This is a genomic window from Synechococcus sp. CS-603 (assembly GCF_977929215.1).
The window spans coordinates 1476241-1496091 of the sequence record NZ_OZ376778.1; the positions used below are offsets into that span (position 1 = coordinate 1476241).

Here is a 19851-nt window from a genome sequence, read left to right on the forward strand (position 1 = left end):
TCCTGCCGGACTCCACCGGTAGTGTCCTGGTGCCTGCCTCCATCCCTTGAGCCAGCCGACGCTCCAACCTCGCCTCCACCCCCGCACGATCGAGGCCGTCAAGGAGCGCGCGGACATTGTTGATGTGGTCGGCGAGCACGTGGTGCTCAAGAAGAAGGGCCGGGAATTCGTGGGGATCTGCCCCTTCCACGACGACAAATCGCCGTCGATGACGGTGTCACCGGCCAAGCAGTTCTACTACTGCTTCTCCTGTGGCGCCGGTGGCAACGCCATCAAGTTCCTGATGGAACACCAGCGCCTCAGCTTCAGCGAGGTGGTGCTGGAGCTGGCCCGCAAATACCAGCTGCCGGTCGAAACCGTTGATGGGCCCCAGCAGGAGCGCCTGCGCCGCCAGCTCTCCCATCGCGAGGCCCTGCTGCGTGCCCTCGCCCTGGCCGCCGGTTGGTTTCGCAGCCAGCTGCGCAGCCCCGCCGGCGCCCCAGCCCTCGCCTACCTCAAAGACCAGCGCGGCCTCAGCGAAAGCACCCTCGAGAGCTTCGAGATCGGCTACGCCCCCGATCGCTGGGACGGCCTGCTCGGCCATCTCACCCAGGTGGAAGGCCTCTCGCCCGAGCTGCTCGAAGCCGCCGGCCTGGTGGTCTCACGCAAGGGCGGCGAAGGCGTCTACGACCGCTTCCGGCATCGGGTGATGGTGCCGATCCACGACCGCCAGGGCCGGGTGATCGGCTTCGGCGGGCGCAGCCTCGATGGCGGTGAACCCAAATACCTCAACTCCCCGGAAACCGAGGTGTTCGAGAAGGGCAAGCACCTCTTCGGCCTGGATCGCGCCACCTCCGCCATCCGCAAGGACGACCAGGCGGTGGTGGTGGAGGGCTACTTCGATGTGATCGCCCTCCACGCCGCCGGCCTCACCAATGCGGTGGCCTCGCTCGGCACGGCCCTGAGCAGCCAGCAGATCACCCAGCTCTGCCGCTGCTGCGAAAGCCGCCGGCTCGTGCTCAATTTCGACACCGATGGCGCCGGCGTGCGTGCCGCCCAGCGGGCGATCGGCGAGGTGGAGCAGCTGGCCCTGCAGGGCCAGCTCGAATTGCGGGTGCTGCACCTGCCCGCCGGCAAAGACCCCGACGACTTCCTCAAGGAACACGGCGCCGGTGAATACCGCGCCCTGCTGGAGCAAGCGCCGCTCTGGCTGGACTGGCAGATCGAGCAGGCGCTGGAAGGCAAGGATCTGGCCCGCTCCGACCAGTTCCAGCAGGCCGTTTCGGCCCTGGTGGCACTGCTGGGCAAGCTGCCCCAGAGCGCCGTGCGCAGCCACTACCTCCAGCAGGTGGCCGAACGTCTCTCCGGCGGTCAGGCCCGCCTCGCCCAGAAACTCGAGGAAGACCTGCGCCTGCAGGTGAAGGGCGAGCGCTGGCATGGCCGCTCGGCGCGCTGGGAGAAGCCCGGCGATGGCAGCCTGCGCGAGCGGGCCGAGGCTGAGCTGTTGCGGCTCTATCTGCACGCCGCCCGCCACCGCGGCGCCATTCGGCGTGAGCTGCGCCTGCGCGAACTCGACGATTTCGCCCTTCAGCACCATCGCCTGCTCTGGGCAGCGATCAGCGAACGGGAAGAGGACAACCTCGGTGCCGGCCGGCTTGAAGCCATCAACCGCGGCGACGACCCCGGCGATGACCTCGCCGATCTCGATCTGCCCCGGCTCCTCGCCGATCAGTTGCTGGTGGAGCAGAGCGAGTTGCTCGATCGCCTCACCCCCCTGCTGGAGCCCACCGAACTCCAGACCATGACCCTCTCCGCCCCGCTGCTGCAGTTGCGTGGAACCACAGCCGTGCTGGAGCGCCAGCGTTGCCTCAAGCGTTGCCGCCACCTGCTCGATGCCTGGAGCGGTCAGCGGCTGGAAACGCTCGAGCGCTGCATTGCCCTGCTGCTGGAGGAGGAGCGAACGGAGGTTGCGGCAGCAGAGGCCAGTTCCACCCAGGTCGTCACGCCTGTCTCCATCAACATGGAAACCCGCATCGACAACCTGTTCGCCGATCTCAACAAAGACGCCCTGCGTTTTCAGGAGCTCTATTACAACGAGCGCAAACACATCGGCCACCTCGACCAGCAGCGCTGCGCCGGCCTGGCTGAAACGCTCGTGGCGGTGGCCTGAGCCTGCCAGCATCGGCCACACCATTCCCGCTTCCATCGATGCCCCCTGCCAGCGAGACCACCCCCTGGCGCCGCAGCTGGTACCCGGTCGCCTACCTCAAAGACCTTGAGCCCGGCCGCCCCACCCCCTTCACCCTGCTCGGCGATGACCTGGTGCTCTGGTACGACCAGCCCGCCAGCCAGTGGCGCGCTTTTGCCGATCTCTGTCCCCACCGGCTCGTGCCCCTCTCCCAGGGGCGGCTGAACGAACGCGGTGAGCTGGAGTGCCCATATCACGGCTGGAGTTTTGATGGCGCCGGCCACTGCACCGCCATCCCCCAGGCCGATGCCGGCGCCACGATCGACACGCCGCGCAGCCGCTGCCACGCCTACGCCACCGTCGCGGCTCAGGGGATGCTTTTCGTTTTTGCCGGTGATCCAGCCGAAGCCGCCGCCAGTCCCCTGCCGCTGCTGCCCGTGCTGGAGGAGGAGCCGGAGCTCTGGAGCGTGCAGGACACCTTCCGCGATCTCCCCTACGACGCCCTGACCCTGCTGGAGAACGTGCTCGATGTCAGTCATGTGCCCTTCACCCACCACGCCACCGTCGGCAAGCGCGACACCGCCGGCCCCGTGAACCTGCAACTGACCAGCAGCGGGCCGGAAGGCTTCACCGGCCTCTGGCCTGAGGGGCCCCGTCGCGGCACGCTCGGCAGCCAATACACCACCTTCCTGGCGCCGTCGTTGATGTGGCACGACCTCACCGCCAAGGGCTTTGCCCGCATCCTCACGGTGGTGTACGCCACCCCGATCCGGCCGGGTGAATGCCGCCTGTTTGCCCGCTTCCCGTTCCGCTTTAAGTCGGCCCTGCCCCGCCGGCTGTTGAAGCTGCGGCCCGAGTGGTTGCAGCACCTCTCCAACCATGTGGTGCTCGAAGACGACCAGGCCTTCCTGCACTGGCAGGAGCGGGCGTTGCGGGCCCGCGGCGGCAGCGCGGCCCTCGCCCAGGCCTGCCACCTGGCCACCAGCTCCGATCTCTATGTGCGCGCCCTGCACGACTGGGTCGGTCGCGGTGGCGGCCAGCCGTTCGATGCCGAAGCCCTGCCCGGGCGCTTAGGGGAAGGGCCCCTGCTGGAGCGCTACGACAGCCATACCCGCCACTGCCGCAGCTGCCGCGGCGCTGATCGGCGCCTGAAGCAGCTGCAGCCCCTGCTCGCTGGCCTGGTGCTGCTGGCCCTGGCGGCGGCGGCCTGGTGGGGTGCCTCGCTGGCGGCGGCCGTCGCGCTGCTGCTGGCTGCCGCGGCGGCGGCGCTGTACTGGCAAACCAACCGCTGGCGGAGTCAGTTGCGCTCGGGTCAGCCGGTGCCGCCGCGTAATCGCTCCTGACGACGGCCGCGCCTTTGGCGCCCGTTCAGGCCTGCACCACCGGGATGTCATCCAGCCGGGTGGTGGCGGCGCGGGAGAGGCGCTCCCGCTTCATCGCCCAGGCCGGCCGCAGGCCACAGGAGGCCCACTGGACGGTGCCACGGCCATAGCGGCGATTGAGCCCATCGACCGTGGCCATCAAGGCCTCGCGGCGACGCTGCTGGTCGGGCGGCAGGGGGGCAAACAGGTGGTGCTGCAGCCGCTCCTCGGGCTGCAGGTTCTGCAGCAGCACACCCGCCTTCTGCAGTGGTTTGTGGGGCCGCAGCAACCGTTCGGCCAGGGGCAGGGCGGCGGCGAGCAGCACGGCCGTGTCGTTGCTGGCCAGCGGCAGGGTGACGGTGGCGGCCTTGCTGTAAAAACTGGTGCCGTTGAACGGGCTGCTGCGCACGAACACCGTGATCGTGTCGCTGCGCTGGTGCTGGCGGCGCAGCTTCTCGGCGGCGCGGCTGATGTAGGTGGCGATCGCCTCACGCAACTGGGGCAGCTCGCGGATCGGTTCGCTGAAGCTGCGGCTGACGCAGGTTTCCTGCTTGGCGGGCGGCACCGCCACCAGCGGCAGGCAGCTGCGGCCGCGCAATTCCTGCTGCAGGCGCAACCCCACCACACCGGCCTTGGCCCGCAGCTCACCGCTGGCCAGCTCGCGCAGCTGCAGCGCATTGGCCACGCCGCGCAGGCGGCACCAGCGCGAGAGCTTGCGGCCGATGCCCCAGACGTCTTCGATCGCCACGGCGGCCAGCCAGGGGTCGGGATCGGCCACGGCTCCGAGATCGAACACGCCGCCATGGCAGGGATCCTGCTTGGCCAGCTTGTTGGCCAGCTTGGCGAGCACCTTGGAGGGGGCAATGCCCACCGCCACCGGCAGCCCCAGGTGGCGCCGCACCTGCCGGCGCAGGGCCAGGCCCCAGGCGCTGAGATCGCTACTGGCCGCCCGGTGCAGGCGGCCGAAGGCCTCGTCGATCGAATAGACCTCCAGCTCCTCCACCCAGGGTTCGAGGGTGGCCATCAGCCGCTGGCTCATGTCGGCGTAGAGGGCGTAGTTGGAGCTGCGCACCACCACGCCGAGACGTTCGAGTTCGCGGCGCACCTGGAAGTAGGGCGTGCCCATGGCGATGCCCAGGGCGCGGGCTTCGGCGCTTCTGGCCACGATGCAGCCGTCGTTGTTGGAGAGCACCACCAGCGGCCGGCCGATCAAGGAGGGATCGAGCGCCGCCTCGCAGGAGGCATAGAAGTTGTTGCCGTCGATCAGCACGGTGGCCCAGGTCATCGGCGCGCTCAGAGCGGGTGGATGGCGTGGATGGCCACGCCCCAGAGGCGGAGGTCGTCGGCATCGCTGAGCTCCAGTGGCGGATAGGCCGGGTGGGCGGCCTCCAGCCGCAACCGGCCCCGGTGCAGCGCCAGGCGCTTGAGCGTGAAGGCCCCCTCCAGCACCGCCACCACGATCCGGCCCGGGCGGGGCTCGACGCTGCGATCGACGATCAGCAGATCGCCGTGGTGGATGCCGGCGCCGGTCATCGAGTCACCGCTGACGCGCAGGAAGAAGGTGCTGCTGGGGTGGCGGATCAGCTGCTCGTTGAGGTCGATGCCCACCTCCACATAGTCGTCGGCCGGCGAGGGAAAACCAGCCGCCACCGACTCCACCGCCAGGGGCAGCGCCAGGCCGCGGCGAGCGGGCCGCAGCGGGCCGAGCAGCTCCAGCGGGTCAGCAGCGGAGTCGGGGCGGGGCTCAACCGACATGGGCAGGCAGAGGCGGGCTCCCAACCTTAGTGCGTTTGTACTATTCGCTTATCGAGCTGTGGTCGCTGCGGGCGGATCAGTCCTTGCCCCCTTCAGTCCTTGTCCCCTTCAGTCATCGTCGCCTTCAAGCAGCAGCTGATGGAATTCGCTGTACAGCTCCTGTTGCTCGCCGCTGGCCGCCCGCAGGCTGCGCAGCGGTCCCTGCCGCTTGGTGGTCGCCGCTGGGCCTGCCGGGCCGGCTGCAGGGGCCACGCCCCGTTCGCGGCGCTGCTGCTCCTGGCGGTTGCCCTCCAGTTCCTGCAGGCGCTGCAGCAGGTGGGGGGGCACCGTGCCATCGGGGCTGGCCCGGATCAGCTCACGGAACAGCTGATCGGGATCCTGCTCGGATTCGATCGGGTGGAGCCGCGCGGCCGCGCGGCCGGTTGGTTTGGCCTTGGCGGGCGGCGCCGGCAGCGGTTGGGGCAACTGCCGGCCCAGTTGCTGGAGGCGCTCCAGGCTGCGCGAATCGAAGCTCATTCAGGGCAGTCCAGCGTGTCGCGGGTGACGCGGCCGGTGACGGGATTGGTGCCGGTGGCGCTGGCGCAGAGCTTCTTGAGCACATCGGCCCGCAAGGGCACGTTGGTGAAGTCGGCGCCGTCGATCGCCACTTGATCGAACTTGGTGTTGAAGGCGAAGGCATCTTCCAGCACGGCATCGCGCAGGTCGGTGCCTTCCAGCACCGCCGAATCGAGCGTGGCCTGGCGCAGGTCGGCGCCGCGCAGGTTGGCGTCCTGCAACTTGGCGCCGAACAGGCTGGCGCCGCGCAGGTCAGAGCCGGAGAGATTGGCCTCGCGCAGGTTGGTGAGGTTGAAGGTCACCCCGTTCAGGTCGCTGTCGTGGAAATCGGCGCCGATCAGCACCTGTTTGGCGTAATCCATCGCCGCGTCAGCGGGGGCCAGCGGCCAGCCCACTAGCAGCAACAGGCCCAGGACCAACGAACCCAGCAAGGCGGCCATGGCAACGGTGAGACAGAGAAGGGAACTCTAGAAAGAAGAGGTCAGACCATTCCATGGGAGCGCTCACGCCGCAACAGTCGAAGAATCGGCGGCGGATTCCGGGCCAGTGGGCCGAGCAGCGCGCCCTGCGCCTGTTGCGCAGCCGCGGCTGGCAGCTGTTGGCGCGGCGCTGGCCCTGTCGCTGGGGTGAACTCGATCTGGTGGTCGCCAAGCCGGGACGCCTGCTGCTGGTGGAGGTCAAGGGCCGGCGGCGTTGCGGTGCCGACGGCTGGGGTGTGGCGGCCCTGGGTCCGCGCAAGCGAGCCCGGCTGGCCCGCGCCTGGGCCTGCTGGCTGGCGGCCCATCCACAGCGCGACACCGAGACCCTCGAAGTGGTGTTCGCCCTGGTGCCCCTGCCACCGGCGCGCGGAGCGGTGCGCTGGTTGCGGCTGGATCAATGGTCGTGAGCGACCAGGCGGCACTCTGGAGGTGTTGCCCCGCCCGCTGCCATGACCTTCGCGGCCCACCGAGCCCGCAAGCGCTTCGGCCAGCACTGGCTTAACGATGCGGCCGTGCTGCGACGCATCGTGGCCGCCGCCGACCTGCAGCCGGGCGAGTCGGTGCTGGAGGTGGGGCCCGGCCGCGGCGCCCTGACCGAACAGTTGCTGGCCTCACCGGCGGCGCTGGTGCAGGCGGTGGAGCTCGACCGCGACTTGGTGGTGGGCCTGGCCCAGCGCTTTGGCGTTGATCCCCGTTTCAGCCTGCTCGAGGGCGACGCGCTGGCGGTGCCCCTGCCCGCCGCCACCAAGGTGGTGGCCAACATTCCGTACAACATCACCGGCCCGCTGCTGGAGCGTCTGGTCGGTCGCCTCGAGAAGCCCATCGCCGTTCCCTACCAGCGGCTGGTGCTGCTGGTGCAGCAGGAGGTGGGCCAGCGCATCCGGGCCCGGCCGGGCAGCAGCGCCTTCAGTGCCCTGAGCGTGCGGATGCAGCTGCTGGCCCATTGCCGCACGGTCTGTCCGGTGCCGCCCCGCTGCTTTCAACCGCCACCGAAGGTGCACTCGGAGGTGATCGTGATCGAGCCGCTGCCGCCGGCGCAACGGCTCGATCCAGGCCTCGCCGCCGCGGTGGACAGGCTGCTGCGGCGTTGCTTCACCAGCCGCCGCAAGATGCTGCGCAACAGCCTGGCCGGCCTGCTGCCGCCCGAGGAGCTGCTGGCCGTGGCGCTGGAGGCGGGCATTGATCTGCAGCTGCGTCCCCAGGACCTGGCCCCGGAGCGCTGGGTGGCCCTGGCCCGCCAGCTGGCTGATGGAGGCCCTGGCCCATCTCCTCACTGACGCCGGCGCCAGGACAACAGGTGGTTGTGCTCATGGGCTCCGAGATCACCGTTCCTAGGTTGAGATCACAAGGGAGAGATCCCATGACGACACGAACCAACAGCGCCCCTGGCCAGGGGGTGATGGCCCTCAAGCAGGTCCGGGAGCTGGCCGGCGCCGACCCCCGCTTCGCGGAGGCCCTGGCCCATGCCCATTCCCCCCAGGAGGCGGCTGAGCTGGCAGCGGCGCAGGGCGTCACTGTCACGCCGAACGCCCTCTGGCGTAACCGGGGGCGGTTGCTGGACGGCGGACTGCCCACCTGGCGCGGCTGAGCCCATCGCTTGACTGACGCCGGGGCCGGCGGGCTTGAATCGGGCGATACCCGCCCCAGCCCGCGCGCCACCGATGGCCGATCTGCACGTTCAGGCCCCGGCCAAGATCAACCTGCACCTGGAAGTGCTCGGCCTGCGGCCCGACGGTTTCCACGAGCTGGCGATGGTGATGCAGAGCCTGGATCTGGCCGATGAGTTGGCCCTGAGCGCCCGCACAGATGGGCTGCTCCACCTGGTCTGCGACCAGCCCGCCCTGCCGACGGATGGCAGCAACCTGATCCTGCGGGCCGCCGAAGCCCTGCGCCGCCGGGTGCAACGGCCCGAGCTGGGGGCCGATCTGGCCCTGGTCAAGCGCATTCCGGTGGGCGCCGGCCTGGCGGGGGGCTCCAGCGATGCCGCCGCCACCCTGCTGGGCCTGAACCAGTTATGGGATCTGGCGCTGACTGGCGACGACCTGCAGGCCCTGGCGCAGGAACTCGGCTCCGATGTGCCCTTCTGTCTGGCTGGCGGCACCCAGCTCTGCTTCGGGCGGGGCGAGCGACTGGAGCCCTTCAGCTCTGCGGACCTGCCCAACTCCGCTGTGCCCAACTCGGCCCTGTTCAACTGGAGTGTGCTGCTGATCAAGGACCCCACGGCGAGCGTCTCCACCCCCTGGGCCTATGGCCGTTGCCGCGAACTGCGCGGCGACTTCTACCTGGAGCGCGAGCTGGATTTCGAAGAACGCCGCCAGAGCCTGCGCCAGGGTCCCTTGCTGGCCGCCCTGGCCGGGGAGCGACCATTGCCGCCCCTGCGCAACGATCTGCAGTCGGTGGTGGAGCCGGAGCAGGCCAGCGTGCGCCAGGGCCTGGCCCTGCTGCGCCAGGCCGATGGCGCGCTGGGGGTGGCGATGAGCGGCTCGGGGCCCAGTCTCTTTGCCCTGTTTGCGGATCCAGCGGCGGCCGAAGCGGCCCGGGCCCAGCTGGCCGGAGCACTCCAGGCCGAGGGGTTCGAAAGCTGGTGTTGCCGCTGCAGCAGCATGGGAGTCCGCCTTGATCGCGACGCCGCCTGACGATGAGCGATTCACGCCCCTCCCCAGCTACCCCAGAAAGCCTGGCTGAGCCCGCAGAGAGCGGCGAGGTCAAAAACCGACCGCGCAAGGGGCCGCTCAGCTTTCTCTCCGGAGCGCTCACCAGTGGCCTGTTGGCCTGGGTGTCATTGCAGCTCAGCCAGCGGGTCGTGGTTTATTACGCCCTGCATCCGCCCCAGTTCAGCAAGCCCTTTGCCCAGAGCATCGCCACGGCGATGAAAACCCTGGTGGTGGGGATGAGCTTCCTGGCCACCTTCACCTTTGCCTTTGTCGGCCTCGGACTTTTGGCGGTGTTCATTCGCAGCTTCACGCCGGCTGGTCGGCAGGAGGCTTCCCTAAGGTCCACAGAAGAGCAACGCTCAGGATCCGCATGACCCCCCACGACCTCGGTCTGCTCGCGCTGCTGCTCTCGCCGGGGATGCTGCTGTCGGTTCTGCTGCTCGCCACCTTTGCGGCCGGGGGCTGAACGGCTCCCGGCGCCGGTGCTACTGGCCTGAGATAAGTTGGCCGCTCCACCGGCAATCGCCGGGTCCGCACCCTCCCCGTGGCTGAGACGCTCCTCTTCAACGCCCTGCGCGATGCCATCGACGAGGAGATGGCGCGTGATGACACCGTCTGTGTGTTCGGCGAGGACGTCGGCGAGTACGGCGGTTCCTACAAAGTCACCAAGGACCTCTACGAGAAATACGGCCAGTGGCGGGTGCTCGACACCCCGATCGCCGAGAACAGCTTCACCGGCATGGCCGTCGGCGCCGCCATGACCGGCCTGCGGCCGATCGTGGAAGGCATGAACATGGGCTTCCTGTTGCTCGCCTTCAACCAGATCTCCAACAACATGGGGATGCTGCGCTACACCAGCGGCGGCAACTACACGATCCCCACGGTGGTGCGAGGCCCCGGCGGCGTGGGCCGCCAGCTCGGGGCGGAGCACAGCCAGCGCCTGGAGGCCTATTTCCACGCCGTGCCCGGCATCAAAATCGTGGCGGTGAGCACCCCCACCAACGCCAAGGGGCTGATGAAGGCCGCCATCCGCGACAACAACCCCGTGCTCTTCTTCGAGCATGTGCTGCTCTACAACCTCAGCGAGGAACTGCCCGAGGGTGATTACATCTGCGCCCTCGACCAGGCGGAGGTGGTGCGCGAAGGCCGCGACGTCACGATCCTCACCTACTCGCGCATGCGTCACCACTGCCTCAAGGCCGTCCAGCAGCTCGAAGCCGAGGGCGTCGATGTGGAGCTGATCGACCTGATCAGCCTCAAGCCATTCGATCTCGAGACGATCACGCGCTCGATCCGCAAGACCCACAAGGTGATGGTGGTGGAGGAATGTATGAAAACCGGCGGCATCGGTGCTGAGCTGATCGCCCTGATCACCGAGCACTGTTTCGATGATCTCGATGCCAAGCCCCTGCGGCTCTCCAGCCAGGACATCCCTACCCCCTACAACGGCGCCTTGGAGAATTTGACGATTATCCAGCCCCATCAGATCGTTAAGGCCGCCACCCAGCTCAAGACCGGCGTTTTCTGAGATGGCACGCCCACAGGGGTGGTTCGCCCTGATCCTGGCCCTGGCCATTGCCGCTGCTGCGGTGCTGGCCTCCTTCCCGCTCCAACTGGGCCTCGACCTGCGCGGCGGCAGCCAGCTCACCTTGCAGGTGATGCCGGCCGGCGCCATCACCCGGGTGGAACGGGAGCAGCTCGAAGCCGTGCAGCTGGTGCTCGACCGGCGGGTCAACGGACTGGGTGTGGCCGAATCCACCCTCCAGACCGTCGGAGACGACCAGCTGCTGCTGCAACTCCCCGGTGAGCAGGACCCCACCCGGGCCGCCAAGGTTCTCGGCAGCACCGCTCTGCTGGAATTCCGTGCCCAGCGGCCAGGCACCGAGCAGGAGATGCAGGGGCTGCTACCGCTCAAGCGCCAGGCCGAGGCGGTTCTGGCGCGCCTCGAGGGCCGAGGCCGCCAGGATCCAGCCCCGGCTTCTCCGCCGGGACAGGAGCCTCCACCGGCTCCCGCCTTTCCCAGCGAAGAGCTCGGTGCCGCCCTGACCAGCCTCGGGGTGAGCGTCCCCGAAGGAGCCAGTGAGGCCGAGCAACTCACGGTCCTGCTCGATGAGGTGAACCGCCGGGTCGTGGCTCTCTATGAACCGGCGGCCCTCACCGGCAAGGATCTGGTTACCGCCGGCCGCCAGCAACGCACCAATGGCCCCGGCTGGGACGTCACCCTGGGCTTCAACCAGCAGGGCGGTGAAGCCTTCGCCCGACTCACCCAGACCATTGCCGGCAGTGGCCGCCTGCTGGGCATCGTGCTGGACGGTCGCTCGATCAGCGAGGCCAGCGTCGGCCAGGAATTTGCTGCTGCCGGCATCGCCGGCGGAGCGGCCAGCATCACCGGCAACTTCAGCGCCGAAGAGGCCCGCGACCTCGAAGTGCAGCTGCGGGGAGGCTCGCTTCCCCTGCCGGTCCGGATCATCGAGGTCCGCACCGTCGGGCCCACCCTCGGGGCTGAGAACGTGCGCCGCAGCCTGATCGCGGCCCTCTCCGGCCTGGCCATGGTGGCGGTGTTCATGGTGGTGGTCTTCCGGCTGCCAGGTGTGGTGGCGGTGATCGCGCTCGCCCTCTACGCCCTGTTCAACCTGGCGATCTACGCGCTGATCCCGGTCACGCTCACCCTGCCGGGGATCGCCGGTTTCATCTTGAGTGTGGGCATGGCGGTGGATGCCAACGTGCTGATCTTTGAGCGGGTGAAGGAGGAGCTACGGCGGGGCAACACCTTGATCCGCTCGATCGACACCGGTTTCTCCCTGGCCTTCAGTTCGATTCTCGACGGCCACCTCACCACCTTGATCAGTTGCGCGGCCCTGTTCGGTCTCGGCACCGGCCTGGTCAAAGGGTTTGCCGTCACCCTGGCGATCGGCGTGCTGCTCAGCCTGTTCACCGCCCTCACGGTGACCCGCTCCCTGTTGCGGCTGCTGATGACCTACCCCTCGCTCAGGCGCCCGACCTACTTCGTACCCGCTGGCCAGCTTCCGGCCTGACCGTTCCTTCCCCCAATGGCGCTGACTGGCCCCTTGTTTCGCATCAACCGCTATCGCCGCCTCGCCTGGTCGGTGTCCTCCGGGTTGTGCCTGCTCAGCCTGCTGGGTCTGACGCTCTCCTGGCTCAACCCGGCGATCGGGGCGCCCTTGCGTCCTGGCCTTGACTTCACCGGCGGCACCCAGATCCAGTTGCAGCGCAGCTGCGAAGCCGCCTGCAGCACGATCGAGCCCGATCAGCTGGCCCAGGCGCTCAGGGAACTGAGCCTGCCGGCTGAGGACTCCGTCCGCTCGCCCAACCTGGATTCCGCCGCCATCCAGCTGCTCGATGAGAACCGCACGGTGGTGCTGCGCCTGCCGGTGCTCTCTCCGGCCCAGACCCAGGCCCTGATCGACGGCCTCGGCGGCGTGCTCGGTCCCCTCCAGACCAGCGGCACCGAGGTGAACACGATCGGCCCCAGCCTGGGCCGGCAACTGCTCAACGCCAGCATCGCCTCGTTGCTGGTCAGCTTCACCGGCATCGCCCTCTACATCAGCTTTCGCTACAGCCGCCTCTACGCCTTTCTGGCCCTGCTCTGCCTCGCCCACGACGTGCTGATCACCACCGGTCTGTTCGCCTGGCTGGGACTGCTCAGTGGCCTGCAGGTCGACAGCCTCTTCGCCGTCGCCCTGCTGACGGTGGCCGGCTACTCGGTCAACGACACCGTGGTGGTCTTCGACCGGATCCGTGAACGTCAGCGCGACCTGGCGGCGCTCTCGGTCGAGGACCAGGTGGATGATGCCGTCGCCGTCACTCTCACCCGCTCGGCCTACACCACGCTCACCACCCTGTTGCCCTTGCTCGCCCTGATTTTCTTCGGTGGCAGCACCCTGTTCTGGTTCGCGATCGCCCTGTCGGTGGGCATCAGCGTGGGCAGCTGGTCGAGCATCGCCATTGCTCCCACCCTGCTCGCGGTGATCAGCGGCGGCCCAGCGGTGCCCGAGCGGAGCCCCGGATGAGGCCCAGGCCCCTCATCCCCGTTCTGCTTGTGGCCCTGGCGTTTTGGGATCTGCGCCTGGAGTTGCGCCTGCTTGGCGATCACTTCACCTGGACGAGCCTGGGTGCGGCCATGGGTCAGCATCCCCTGGCCATCGCGGTGCTGCTGCTGGCTCCGGCACTCTGGCGCCGCCACGCGCTTCCTAGGTGATCCCTAATCCCTAGCCGCCGGGCTGGCTCCAGCGATCCATCACCTGCTCCACCAGCACCCGCTGGCAGATCACCTGCAGCACCACGGTCAGCGGCAGGGCCAGCAGCACGCCGGGCAAGCCGAGCAGGGCTCCGAGACTGAGCTGGGCCATCAGGGCCACCGTTGGCAGCAGGTTGACGGTGCGGCGCAGTAGCAGTGGGGTGAGCACGAACGCTTCGAAGTTCTGTAGCAGCAGCCGCAGGATCAGCACCTGCACCAGCTTGGCCGGTGAAATCAGCAGGGCCACCGCCAGCGGCAACAGGGTGGCGGCTGTGGGGCCAATGGTGGGAACGAAGGTGAGCAGGCCGCAGACCAGGCCGCTGAGCAGGGCCAGGGGCAGCTGCAACAACGCCAGACCGGCCCAGGTGAGGGCGAACACCACCAGGGCGGAGATCGTCATGCCGCCAAGCCAGCCGCCCACGGCCTGGCGGCAGTCATGCAGCAGCCGCTGCAGGTCAGGCCGGCAGAAGCGGGGGCAAGCGGCGATCAACAACTGCTGATGGCTGCGGGGATCGAGGGCCAGCAGCAGGGCCAGCAGACCCATCAGCACCATCTGGACCGTCGTGTTCGCCGTGCTGCCGGCCACGCCGAGCAACTGGGAGCCCAGGGGCTGGAGCCGCTCCCAGCGGCCCGGATCGAGCAACAGCTGCTCCAGGTTCTGCAGGCCACGGAACTGGCCGGCCAGCTCGCCCAGCCGCTGCAGCAGCACGGGCACCAGCTGGGTGAACTCATTGGCCTGCTGCACCAGTTCGGGAAGCAGCAGTTCCGACACCTTCCAGCCGATCAGGCCCAGCACCGTCAGCACCAGGGCGAGGGCGGCGGGCCGGTTGAGGGGCAGCCGGCGGCGCAGCAGCGTCACCGGCACATCGAGGGCCACGGCCAGCACCACGGCCCCGAACAGAATCAGTAGCACCCAGCGCAGTTCCCAGAGCAGCAGCCCCAGCACCACCAAGGCCATCACCCCCAGCAGGGCGCGGCTGTTCATGCGCTCAACCGCTGCCGTTTCCAGGGATCGAGCACGTCATGGATCAGCACCTCCCGGACCACCACCTGCAGGCAGACCGCCAGGGGCAGGGCCAGCAGCAGACCCAGGGGTCCGAACAACACCGTGAACAGGAACTGGGCCGAGAGGGTCAGGCCGGGGAGAAGCTTGAGCTGGTGCTGCATCACCGAGGGGGTGATCACGTAGCTCTCGAGATGCTGGATCACGATGTAGAGCCCCAGCACCGCCAGGGCCTTCCATGGGGCATCGAGCAGGGCCACGGAGATCGGAAACACCGTGCTCAAGGTGGGCCCGACGTTGGGAATGACGTTGAGCAGACCGGCCAGCAGGGCATTGGCCACCACCAGCTTCACCCCCAGCAGCATCAGGCCGATGCCTGAGAGCAGAGCCACGCAGCAGGAACTGATCAGCACGCCCACCATCCAGTTGCTGAGGGCAGAGCCGCAGAGATCGAGCACCCGCCTGAAGCGGCGCCGATAGAACGACGGAACCAGCAGCACAGCCACATCCCGGTAGGCCGTGGGCTGCACGGCCACCATCAGGCTCACCGCCACCACGAACAAGAGCTGGATCAGGCCACCGCCGAGGTTGCCGGCCAGGCCCAGCAGGCGGCTCAGGCCGCCACCCAAGCCGCTGGCCAGGGCGGCGGTGCCCTCACTGCTGCCCGGCAGCAGCTGCTGCAGCCAGCTCAGATCCAAGGCGGCGTTCTGACTGCCGTAAAGCATCTGGGCGCCATGCCTGAGCGCCCCGCGGCCCATCTCAAGCAACAGCGCCGCCGCTGCCGGCACCTTGGTGATCAACTCACCGAACTGGGCGGCGAAGGGGGGGATCAATACGGTGACAGCCAGCACCAGCAGCACCAGCAGGCCACTCAGGCTGAGCAGCAGGGCGATCTGGCGGCTGCAGCGCAACTGCTGGCCCACGAAGCCCACCAGGGTGCAGATCGCCATCGCCAGGATGATGGCGGCGAACACCTGGACCACCACATCGCGCAGGCTCCAGAGCAAGGCGATGGCGGCAATCGTGCCGGCCAGTCCCAACCAGTTGCCGAATTTCAAGCCCCTTCTTGCTCCGCCTCCTCTGCGGGCGCCTCGGTGGCTGATTCGCCGGCTGATTCCTCTTGCCCGGCGAAGCCGAGGCCGTGGCCGGCCGCGTAGCGATCGGCGAAGCGCATGAACCGAGCGAAATCGTCTTCGGTTTTCCAGGTGAAGGTGGCTTCGATGGCGCTGGCTTTGCCGTTCACGAACCGTGCATTGACCTCGCGGGTCACCAGTTCGCCTTCCTCATCGAGCAGGAACATGCCGGTGATGTCACCCATCGCCTCCGGTGCCAGGGCCTCGGGTTCCTCGAAGACAAACAGGGCCTGGCCGGTCCGTCCATCGCGGGAGCGGGTCAGGCGGATATCGGGAACAACGGGCTCATCCACGCCACGAAAGAACTGAATCGCAGTCATCGGAGGTGGCAGCAAAGGCTGATCCTAAGCAGCGCCACTGATCTGGCCCTTCTGCAGCAACAGCTCGGCGGCCTCAGGTTCGCAAAGCGTCATCAGATCCAGCGACTCGCCAGCCATAGCCTGTTGTTTGGCGGCTTCGTGATCGTAACAACGGTCGTAATAGTCCAGCATCTGGCGGCAGGCGGCGGCCCAGTCCTCCGCCGCAATCGCCTCCAGGGCCAACCGGGTCCGCTCCGGTCCCAGCCGCCGGGCGATCCGGGTCGTGGCCTCGGCCAGGGCGGCGCCGTTCTGGCTGCCGTACACCGCCACGAGCCGCCGCACGCGCTCGTCGAGGGGGCGGCGCAGCTCCAGCCGCGGTGCTGCCTGCATCTGCCGCCAGAGGCCGGCGGGGATCCGGCAGCGACCCACCTGAACACTCTCGGCCTCAAGCCAGATTGGGCCGGCAGCCACGAGGCCAACGAGCCTGGCGGCCAGGCGATTTTCGAAGTGTTCGGTGCTCGGCTGGGGCGGCAGGCCGAGGCCGCCGAAGCTGCTGCCACGGTGATGGGCCAGGCCCTCGAGATCCACCACGCCGACGCCGCGGCGCTCCAACTCCAGCAGCAGGTCGGTCTTGCCGGTGCCGGTGCGTCCGCCCAGCAGCCGCAAGGGCCAGGCTTGCTCGAATTGGGCCAGCACCCAGTGGCGATACACCTTGTAGCCCCCTTCCAGGAGCAGAACCGGCAGGTCGATGGTCTCGGCCAGCCAGGCGAGGCTCGCTGAACGCAGGCCACCGCGCCAGCAATGGAGGCGCAACGCAGCGCCCGTTCCGGCCTCGCCCGCGGCACCGGCCTGGAGGGCCCTTAGGCTTTCGCCCAGGTCGGCCAGGCGCGGACCCACCCGGGCCAGTCCCAGCATCACGGCCTGCTGACGACCCCGTTGCTTGTAGAGCGTGCCGATCTCGGCCCGCTCATCGTCGCTGAACAGGGGCAGGTTGTGGGCGCCGGGGATGTGGCCACGGGCGTACTCGGCGGGGCTGCGGGCATCAACGATGGGGCCGGCCGCGGCCAGGAAGGGCTCGATCGCCAGCCGCTCCGCCACCACCCGACCCCGGACCGTCCTGCCCTGACATAGTGGGCCAGCGCCAGCCCCGATCCAGCCGGCTGAACGTCATGATCTCAGGACCCTCCGCCACCAGCACTGTCAGTGCCGAACAGTTGTTGGAGCGGTTTTTGGCCGGCTCCAACAGGCAGCGCCGCAGCCTTCTGCCCCAGCTCGAAGGGCGAGCTGGGGAGGTGCGACCGCTGCTGCTTGATGGCCTTGGTGGTCTCGATGCCACCGGCGACGACTGGGCCGCTGGCGCCCTGATCCAGCTGTTGCTGCGCGATAACGACAGCCTGGCAGCGGCATTCCTCTCCCGCTATCCCCAGGGCTGGCTGGAGGTGCCGAGTGCCGAGGGCATCGATTACGAGCCCCTGCAAAGCGCCCTGATCCAGCAACGCTTCGAGGAAGCCGATCGACTCACCAGTGCCCTGCTCCGCCGCCTCGCCGGCCCAGCTGCGGAGCAGCGGGGCTATGTCTATTTCAGCGAAGTGCCGGCGATCAGTGCGGTCGATCTGGTCAGCCTCGACCGGCTCTGGGTCTGTTATTCGCTGGGACGCTTCGGTTTTTCGGTGCAGGCACGCCTGTTGCGCAGCGTCGGCGGGCGCTGGCCCCTGCTCTGGCCGAAGCTGGGCTGGAAAACCGGCGGCACCTGGACCCGCTATCCCTCCGGGTTCACCTGGTCGCTGCAGGCCCCTGAAGGCCACATGCCGCTGATCAACCAGCTGCGCGGGGTGCGCCTGATCGATGCGTTGCTCTGCCATCCAGGTTTGCAACAGCGCCAACCCAGTTGAAGCCTGAGTTGTTAGGTTCAACTTCAGTGATCAAAGCAGTGAATGCCCCGGCGTTTGATCACCCCCCCACCAGTTCGCTGGACCGATTTCATCATTCCCTCCACCCTCCAGCTCGGCCCCCTGCTGGAGTTGCTGCTGGAGCCCATGGCCAAGTCAGCGAATCTGGCGGATCTGCATCTGGGCCTGCAGGAGGCCCTGGTGAATGCCGTGCGCCATGGCAATGGCAACGACCCCAACAAATGCCTGCGCATTCGCCGGATCCTCTCGCCCCGTTGGATCATCTGGCAGATCCAGGATGAAGGCCTCGGCGTTCCGCTTGATCGCCGCTGCGCCGACCTTCCAGCCAGCCCGGAAGCCTGTTGCGGCCGGGGTTTTTTCCTGATTCACCACTGTTTTGATGATGTGCGCTGGAGCGGCCGTGGCAACCGCTTGCAGCTCGCCTGCCAGCGCCGCCGTTAACAACAGCGGGTTTTAACGGCTGGTCTCAACGGCCGTGGCTGGGGCAGCCCGGGTCCTTGAGATCCCCCTTCAGCCAGGCCAGACCATGTTCAAGCAGGGCGATGCTCCGCGCCTGCCCGTCACCGGCCAGTCGGTTAGGGGAGCTGTCGGCGCTGAGCAGTTGCACCAAGGCCGCCGCGATCTGCTCGGCGCCACGGCGCGGTTTCTGAGCTTTGAGCGCATGCCAATCGCGCTCCTCGATCGCCAGCAGCCTGTGCAGCTCCTCGGCCAGCTCCCGGCTGCCCTCGGGCCAGGGCCGGTTGGCTGGGGCGACGGCTGGAGGGGAGGTTTCAGGGAGGAGCGTCACTGGACGCGGGGGGGCAAGGGGATCCATCCTGGCGCCATGCCCCATGGTTTGCGCACCCGAACCCGGCTCAACCGTCCCGATGGCTGGTTGCACAGCCTCGCGTCCCTGCTGGCGGTGGTGGCCCGTGGCGAAAGGCTCGGGCCTCGCGACACCAGCAGTGCGGCCCGCCGACTGCGTCAACGTCTGGAGCTGGGCCAGCGGTTGCTGGATCCCCTGCCTCAGCCGCTTCGCAGCGGTTTGCGCGAGGGGCAGGCCTTCTGGAAAGCCCTGCGTTGGGGCGGCGGCGGCATGCTGCTGGCCTGGTGGCTGCTCGGTCGCTGAAATCCTGGGCCGCTGGCCGATCAGGCGGCGGCTTTGCTCGCTCTCCAGACCCGGGTCATGAAGTGGGTTTCGGCGCGAATGGCCCCGAAGCCGGCCTGCTCGAGCCGCCCCTCGATCCGATCACCGATGTAATCGCGGTAGTAGGGCTCGTGGAACATCCGCCGGAAGTTCTCCATCGCCGGCATGAAGTCAGGGGAGTCGGCCATCTGCACCGAATCGGCCAGCACCAGGGTGCCGCCGGGTTCGAGCACGCGGAAACATTCGTCTATCACGTTCTGGCGGGCCTCGCCGGGCAGCTCGTGCAGCAGGAAAATGCAGCTCACCGCCTGGAAGCTGCCGTCGGCGAAGGGCATGGTCTCGGCATTGCCCTGCACCAGTTGGGGCAGTTCATCGGGCAGCTGGGACAGGCAGCGGTTCGCCTCGCGCAGGTAGGCGGTGGAGAGATCCAGGCCCACCAGCTGAACACCAGGCAGGGCGGCGCGCAGCTGGCGCAGGGTACGGCCGGTGCCGGTGGCCACATCCAGCACCCGCAACTGGCCGGGGCTGCGGCCGCTGAAGGCGCGCAGACCCCGCTGCAACGGCGCCAGCAGACGGCGGCGCATCGGATCGGCCGTGCCGTTGAACAGGATTTCCACCTGCAGGTCGTAGAGGGCGGCGGAGCGATCGCTCAGGTAGCCGTCGGTCTGATGGTGGAAGTTCTGGAGGTAGTAACTGGGGAAGTCAGCAGGATCGATCGTCTCGGGCAGGTCGCGCACATCGCGCTGGCTGCGGCGGTTCCAGATGTTGGGCAGATCCAGCCAGACCAGCGGGTAGCGGGTCGCCCAGTCAAGCCAGGGGGCATCAAAGAGCAGGGAGGAGGGGTAGATGCCGCGCTCGGCGTCCTGCCAGTCGACCTCCAGCAGCCGCTCCATCGAGCTGCGGAACTGGTCGAGCAGGCCCGGTGGCAGTGGAATTGTCTGGGGAACGCTCTGGGGCGCCATCAACTGCAGCAGCTGGCTGCTGGCTTCCTTATGGGCCAGGCCCACCAGGCTTTTGCCCTGCTGCAGCGCCTGGTAGGCGAATTTGCTGACCGGATCGGACATCGGCTGGATCGGAGGCCTGAACCTGAATGGGCGTCATCCATTCCAACGGATCGCAACCGGTGCCGCGAGGGTCAGACTTTCTAGAAG

The 19851-nt window shown here is 68.2% G+C and carries 24 protein-coding genes; 14 read left to right on the forward strand and 10 right to left on the reverse strand.

The window, feature by feature from the left end; all coding sequences use genetic code 11:
• Nucleotides 1-46 precede the first annotated feature (46 nt).
• Both dnaG and ACXMDM_RS07750 read left to right on the forward strand, forming a co-directional pair.
• Nucleotides 47-2149, forward strand: a complete 2103-nt coding sequence (dnaG, locus tag ACXMDM_RS07745) for a DNA primase (protein WP_071801262.1) — start codon at nt 47-49, stop codon at nt 2147-2149.
• Between the two features lie 38 nt (nt 2150-2187).
• Complete coding sequence (locus ACXMDM_RS07750) at nt 2188-3510, forward strand: aromatic ring-hydroxylating dioxygenase subunit alpha (protein ID WP_071801263.1); 1323 nt, start codon at nt 2188-2190, stop codon at nt 3508-3510.
• Between the two features lie 25 nt (nt 3511-3535).
• On the opposite strand, the gene ACXMDM_RS07755 is transcribed toward ACXMDM_RS07750, so the two are convergent.
• The 4 genes from ACXMDM_RS07755 to ACXMDM_RS07770 all read right to left on the reverse strand — a co-directional run bounded on the left by ACXMDM_RS07755 (nt 3536) and on the right by ACXMDM_RS07770 (nt 6278).
• On the reverse strand, nt 3536-4813 hold the full coding sequence (locus ACXMDM_RS07755) for a Y-family DNA polymerase (RefSeq protein WP_071801264.1): 1278 nt from the start codon (nt 4811-4813) through the stop codon (nt 3536-3538).
• An 8-nt stretch (nt 4814-4821) separates the two neighbouring features.
• Complete coding sequence (locus tag ACXMDM_RS07760; RefSeq protein ID WP_071801265.1) at nt 4822-5283, reverse strand: LexA family protein; 462 nt, start codon at nt 5281-5283, stop codon at nt 4822-4824.
• Nucleotides 5284-5391: 108 nt separating this feature from the next.
• Nucleotides 5392-5799 carry a hypothetical protein gene (locus tag ACXMDM_RS07765; RefSeq protein WP_071801266.1) on the reverse strand — a complete coding sequence of 136 codons (408 nt, stop codon included), beginning with the start codon at nt 5797-5799 and terminating at the stop codon, nt 5392-5394.
• On the reverse strand, nt 5796-6278 hold the full coding sequence (locus tag ACXMDM_RS07770; protein WP_071801267.1) for a pentapeptide repeat-containing protein: 483 nt from the start codon (nt 6276-6278) through the stop codon (nt 5796-5798). Before ACXMDM_RS07770 ends, ACXMDM_RS07765 begins: the two co-directional genes overlap by 4 nt.
• Before the next feature lie 53 nt (nt 6279-6331).
• Between ACXMDM_RS07770 and ACXMDM_RS07775 the strand changes: the two genes are divergently transcribed.
• The 9 genes from ACXMDM_RS07775 to ACXMDM_RS07815 all read left to right on the forward strand — a co-directional run bounded on the left by ACXMDM_RS07775 (nt 6332) and on the right by ACXMDM_RS07815 (nt 13190).
• On the forward strand, nt 6332-6724 hold the full coding sequence (locus tag ACXMDM_RS07775; protein WP_071801268.1) for a YraN family protein: 393 nt from the start codon (nt 6332-6334) through the stop codon (nt 6722-6724).
• Between the two features lie 42 nt (nt 6725-6766).
• Nucleotides 6767-7594 carry a 16S rRNA (adenine(1518)-N(6)/adenine(1519)-N(6))-dimethyltransferase RsmA gene (rsmA, locus tag ACXMDM_RS07780; protein ID WP_071801269.1) on the forward strand — a complete coding sequence of 276 codons (828 nt, stop codon included), beginning with the start codon at nt 6767-6769 and terminating at the stop codon, nt 7592-7594.
• Between the two features lie 83 nt (nt 7595-7677).
• A complete protein-coding gene (locus ACXMDM_RS07785) occupies nt 7678-7905 on the forward strand; it encodes a hypothetical protein (RefSeq protein ID WP_145536686.1) in 228 nt (75 codons plus the stop codon).
• A 73-nt stretch (nt 7906-7978) separates the two neighbouring features.
• Nucleotides 7979-8953 (forward strand): 4-(cytidine 5'-diphospho)-2-C-methyl-D-erythritol kinase, encoded by a 975-nt coding sequence (gene ispE, locus ACXMDM_RS07790; RefSeq protein WP_071801271.1) that lies wholly within the window; start codon nt 7979-7981, stop codon nt 8951-8953.
• A 2-nt stretch (nt 8954-8955) separates the two neighbouring features.
• On the forward strand, nt 8956-9345 hold the full coding sequence (locus ACXMDM_RS07795) for a DUF3082 domain-containing protein (RefSeq protein WP_083544519.1): 390 nt from the start codon (nt 8956-8958) through the stop codon (nt 9343-9345).
• A 170-nt stretch (nt 9346-9515) separates the two neighbouring features.
• Entirely contained in the window at nt 9516-10499 is a 984-nt protein-coding gene (locus tag ACXMDM_RS07800; protein ID WP_071801272.1) for a pyruvate dehydrogenase complex E1 component subunit beta, read from the forward strand.
• A 1-nt stretch (nt 10500) separates the two neighbouring features.
• On the forward strand, nt 10501-12006 hold the full coding sequence (gene secD, locus ACXMDM_RS07805) for a protein translocase subunit SecD (RefSeq protein WP_071801273.1): 1506 nt from the start codon (nt 10501-10503) through the stop codon (nt 12004-12006).
• 15 nt (nt 12007-12021) lie between these two features.
• Entirely contained in the window at nt 12022-13002 is a 981-nt protein-coding gene (gene secF / locus ACXMDM_RS07810; protein WP_071801274.1) for a protein translocase subunit SecF, read from the forward strand.
• Complete coding sequence (locus tag ACXMDM_RS07815) at nt 12999-13190, forward strand: hypothetical protein (protein WP_071801275.1); 192 nt, start codon at nt 12999-13001, stop codon at nt 13188-13190. The genes secF and ACXMDM_RS07815 overlap by 4 nt, the downstream gene beginning before the upstream one ends.
• A gap of 10 nt (nt 13191-13200) precedes the next feature.
• Here the strand turns inward: ACXMDM_RS07815 and ACXMDM_RS07820 are convergent, their stop codons facing one another.
• The 4 genes from ACXMDM_RS07820 to mnmH are packed head-to-tail and all read right to left on the reverse strand — an operon-like array spanning nt 13201 to nt 16762.
• Entirely contained in the window at nt 13201-14214 is a 1014-nt protein-coding gene (locus ACXMDM_RS07820) for an AI-2E family transporter (protein ID WP_071801276.1), read from the reverse strand.
• Nucleotides 14211-15290, reverse strand: a complete 1080-nt coding sequence (locus ACXMDM_RS07825) for an AI-2E family transporter (protein ID WP_071801277.1) — start codon at nt 15288-15290, stop codon at nt 14211-14213. The genes ACXMDM_RS07820 and ACXMDM_RS07825 overlap by 4 nt, the downstream gene beginning before the upstream one ends.
• Entirely contained in the window at nt 15287-15685 is a 399-nt protein-coding gene (gene psb28, locus ACXMDM_RS07830; protein ID WP_071801278.1) for a photosystem II reaction center protein Psb28, read from the reverse strand. Before psb28 ends, ACXMDM_RS07825 begins: the two co-directional genes overlap by 4 nt.
• 24 nt (nt 15686-15709) lie before the next feature.
• Complete coding sequence (gene mnmH, locus ACXMDM_RS07835) at nt 15710-16762, reverse strand: tRNA 2-selenouridine(34) synthase MnmH (protein WP_071802232.1); 1053 nt, start codon at nt 16760-16762, stop codon at nt 15710-15712.
• A gap of 71 nt (nt 16763-16833) precedes the next feature.
• Between mnmH and ACXMDM_RS07840 the strand changes: the two genes are divergently transcribed.
• Nucleotides 16834-17556, forward strand: a complete 723-nt coding sequence (locus ACXMDM_RS07840) for a GUN4 domain-containing protein (RefSeq protein ID WP_071802233.1) — start codon at nt 16834-16836, stop codon at nt 17554-17556.
• Nucleotides 17557-17598: 42 nt separating this feature from the next.
• The gene (locus ACXMDM_RS07845) at nt 17599-18015 is read left to right on the forward strand and encodes an ATP-binding protein (RefSeq protein ID WP_071801279.1); all 417 of its coding nucleotides are present in this window, start codon (nt 17599-17601) and stop codon (nt 18013-18015) included.
• A 25-nt stretch (nt 18016-18040) separates the two neighbouring features.
• On the opposite strand, the gene ACXMDM_RS07850 is transcribed toward ACXMDM_RS07845, so the two are convergent.
• Nucleotides 18041-18361 (reverse strand): DUF6439 family protein, encoded by a 321-nt coding sequence (locus ACXMDM_RS07850; RefSeq protein WP_233830681.1) that lies wholly within the window; start codon nt 18359-18361, stop codon nt 18041-18043.
• A 36-nt stretch (nt 18362-18397) separates the two neighbouring features.
• Between ACXMDM_RS07850 and ACXMDM_RS07855 the strand changes: the two genes are divergently transcribed.
• Nucleotides 18398-18682, forward strand: a complete 285-nt coding sequence (locus tag ACXMDM_RS07855; protein WP_120352785.1) for a hypothetical protein — start codon at nt 18398-18400, stop codon at nt 18680-18682.
• 20 nt (nt 18683-18702) lie between these two features.
• Here ACXMDM_RS07855 and ACXMDM_RS07860 read toward each other — a convergent pair whose 3' ends face one another.
• Entirely contained in the window at nt 18703-19764 is a 1062-nt protein-coding gene (locus ACXMDM_RS07860) for a class I SAM-dependent methyltransferase (protein WP_145536689.1), read from the reverse strand.
• Nucleotides 19765-19851 lie beyond the last annotated feature (87 nt).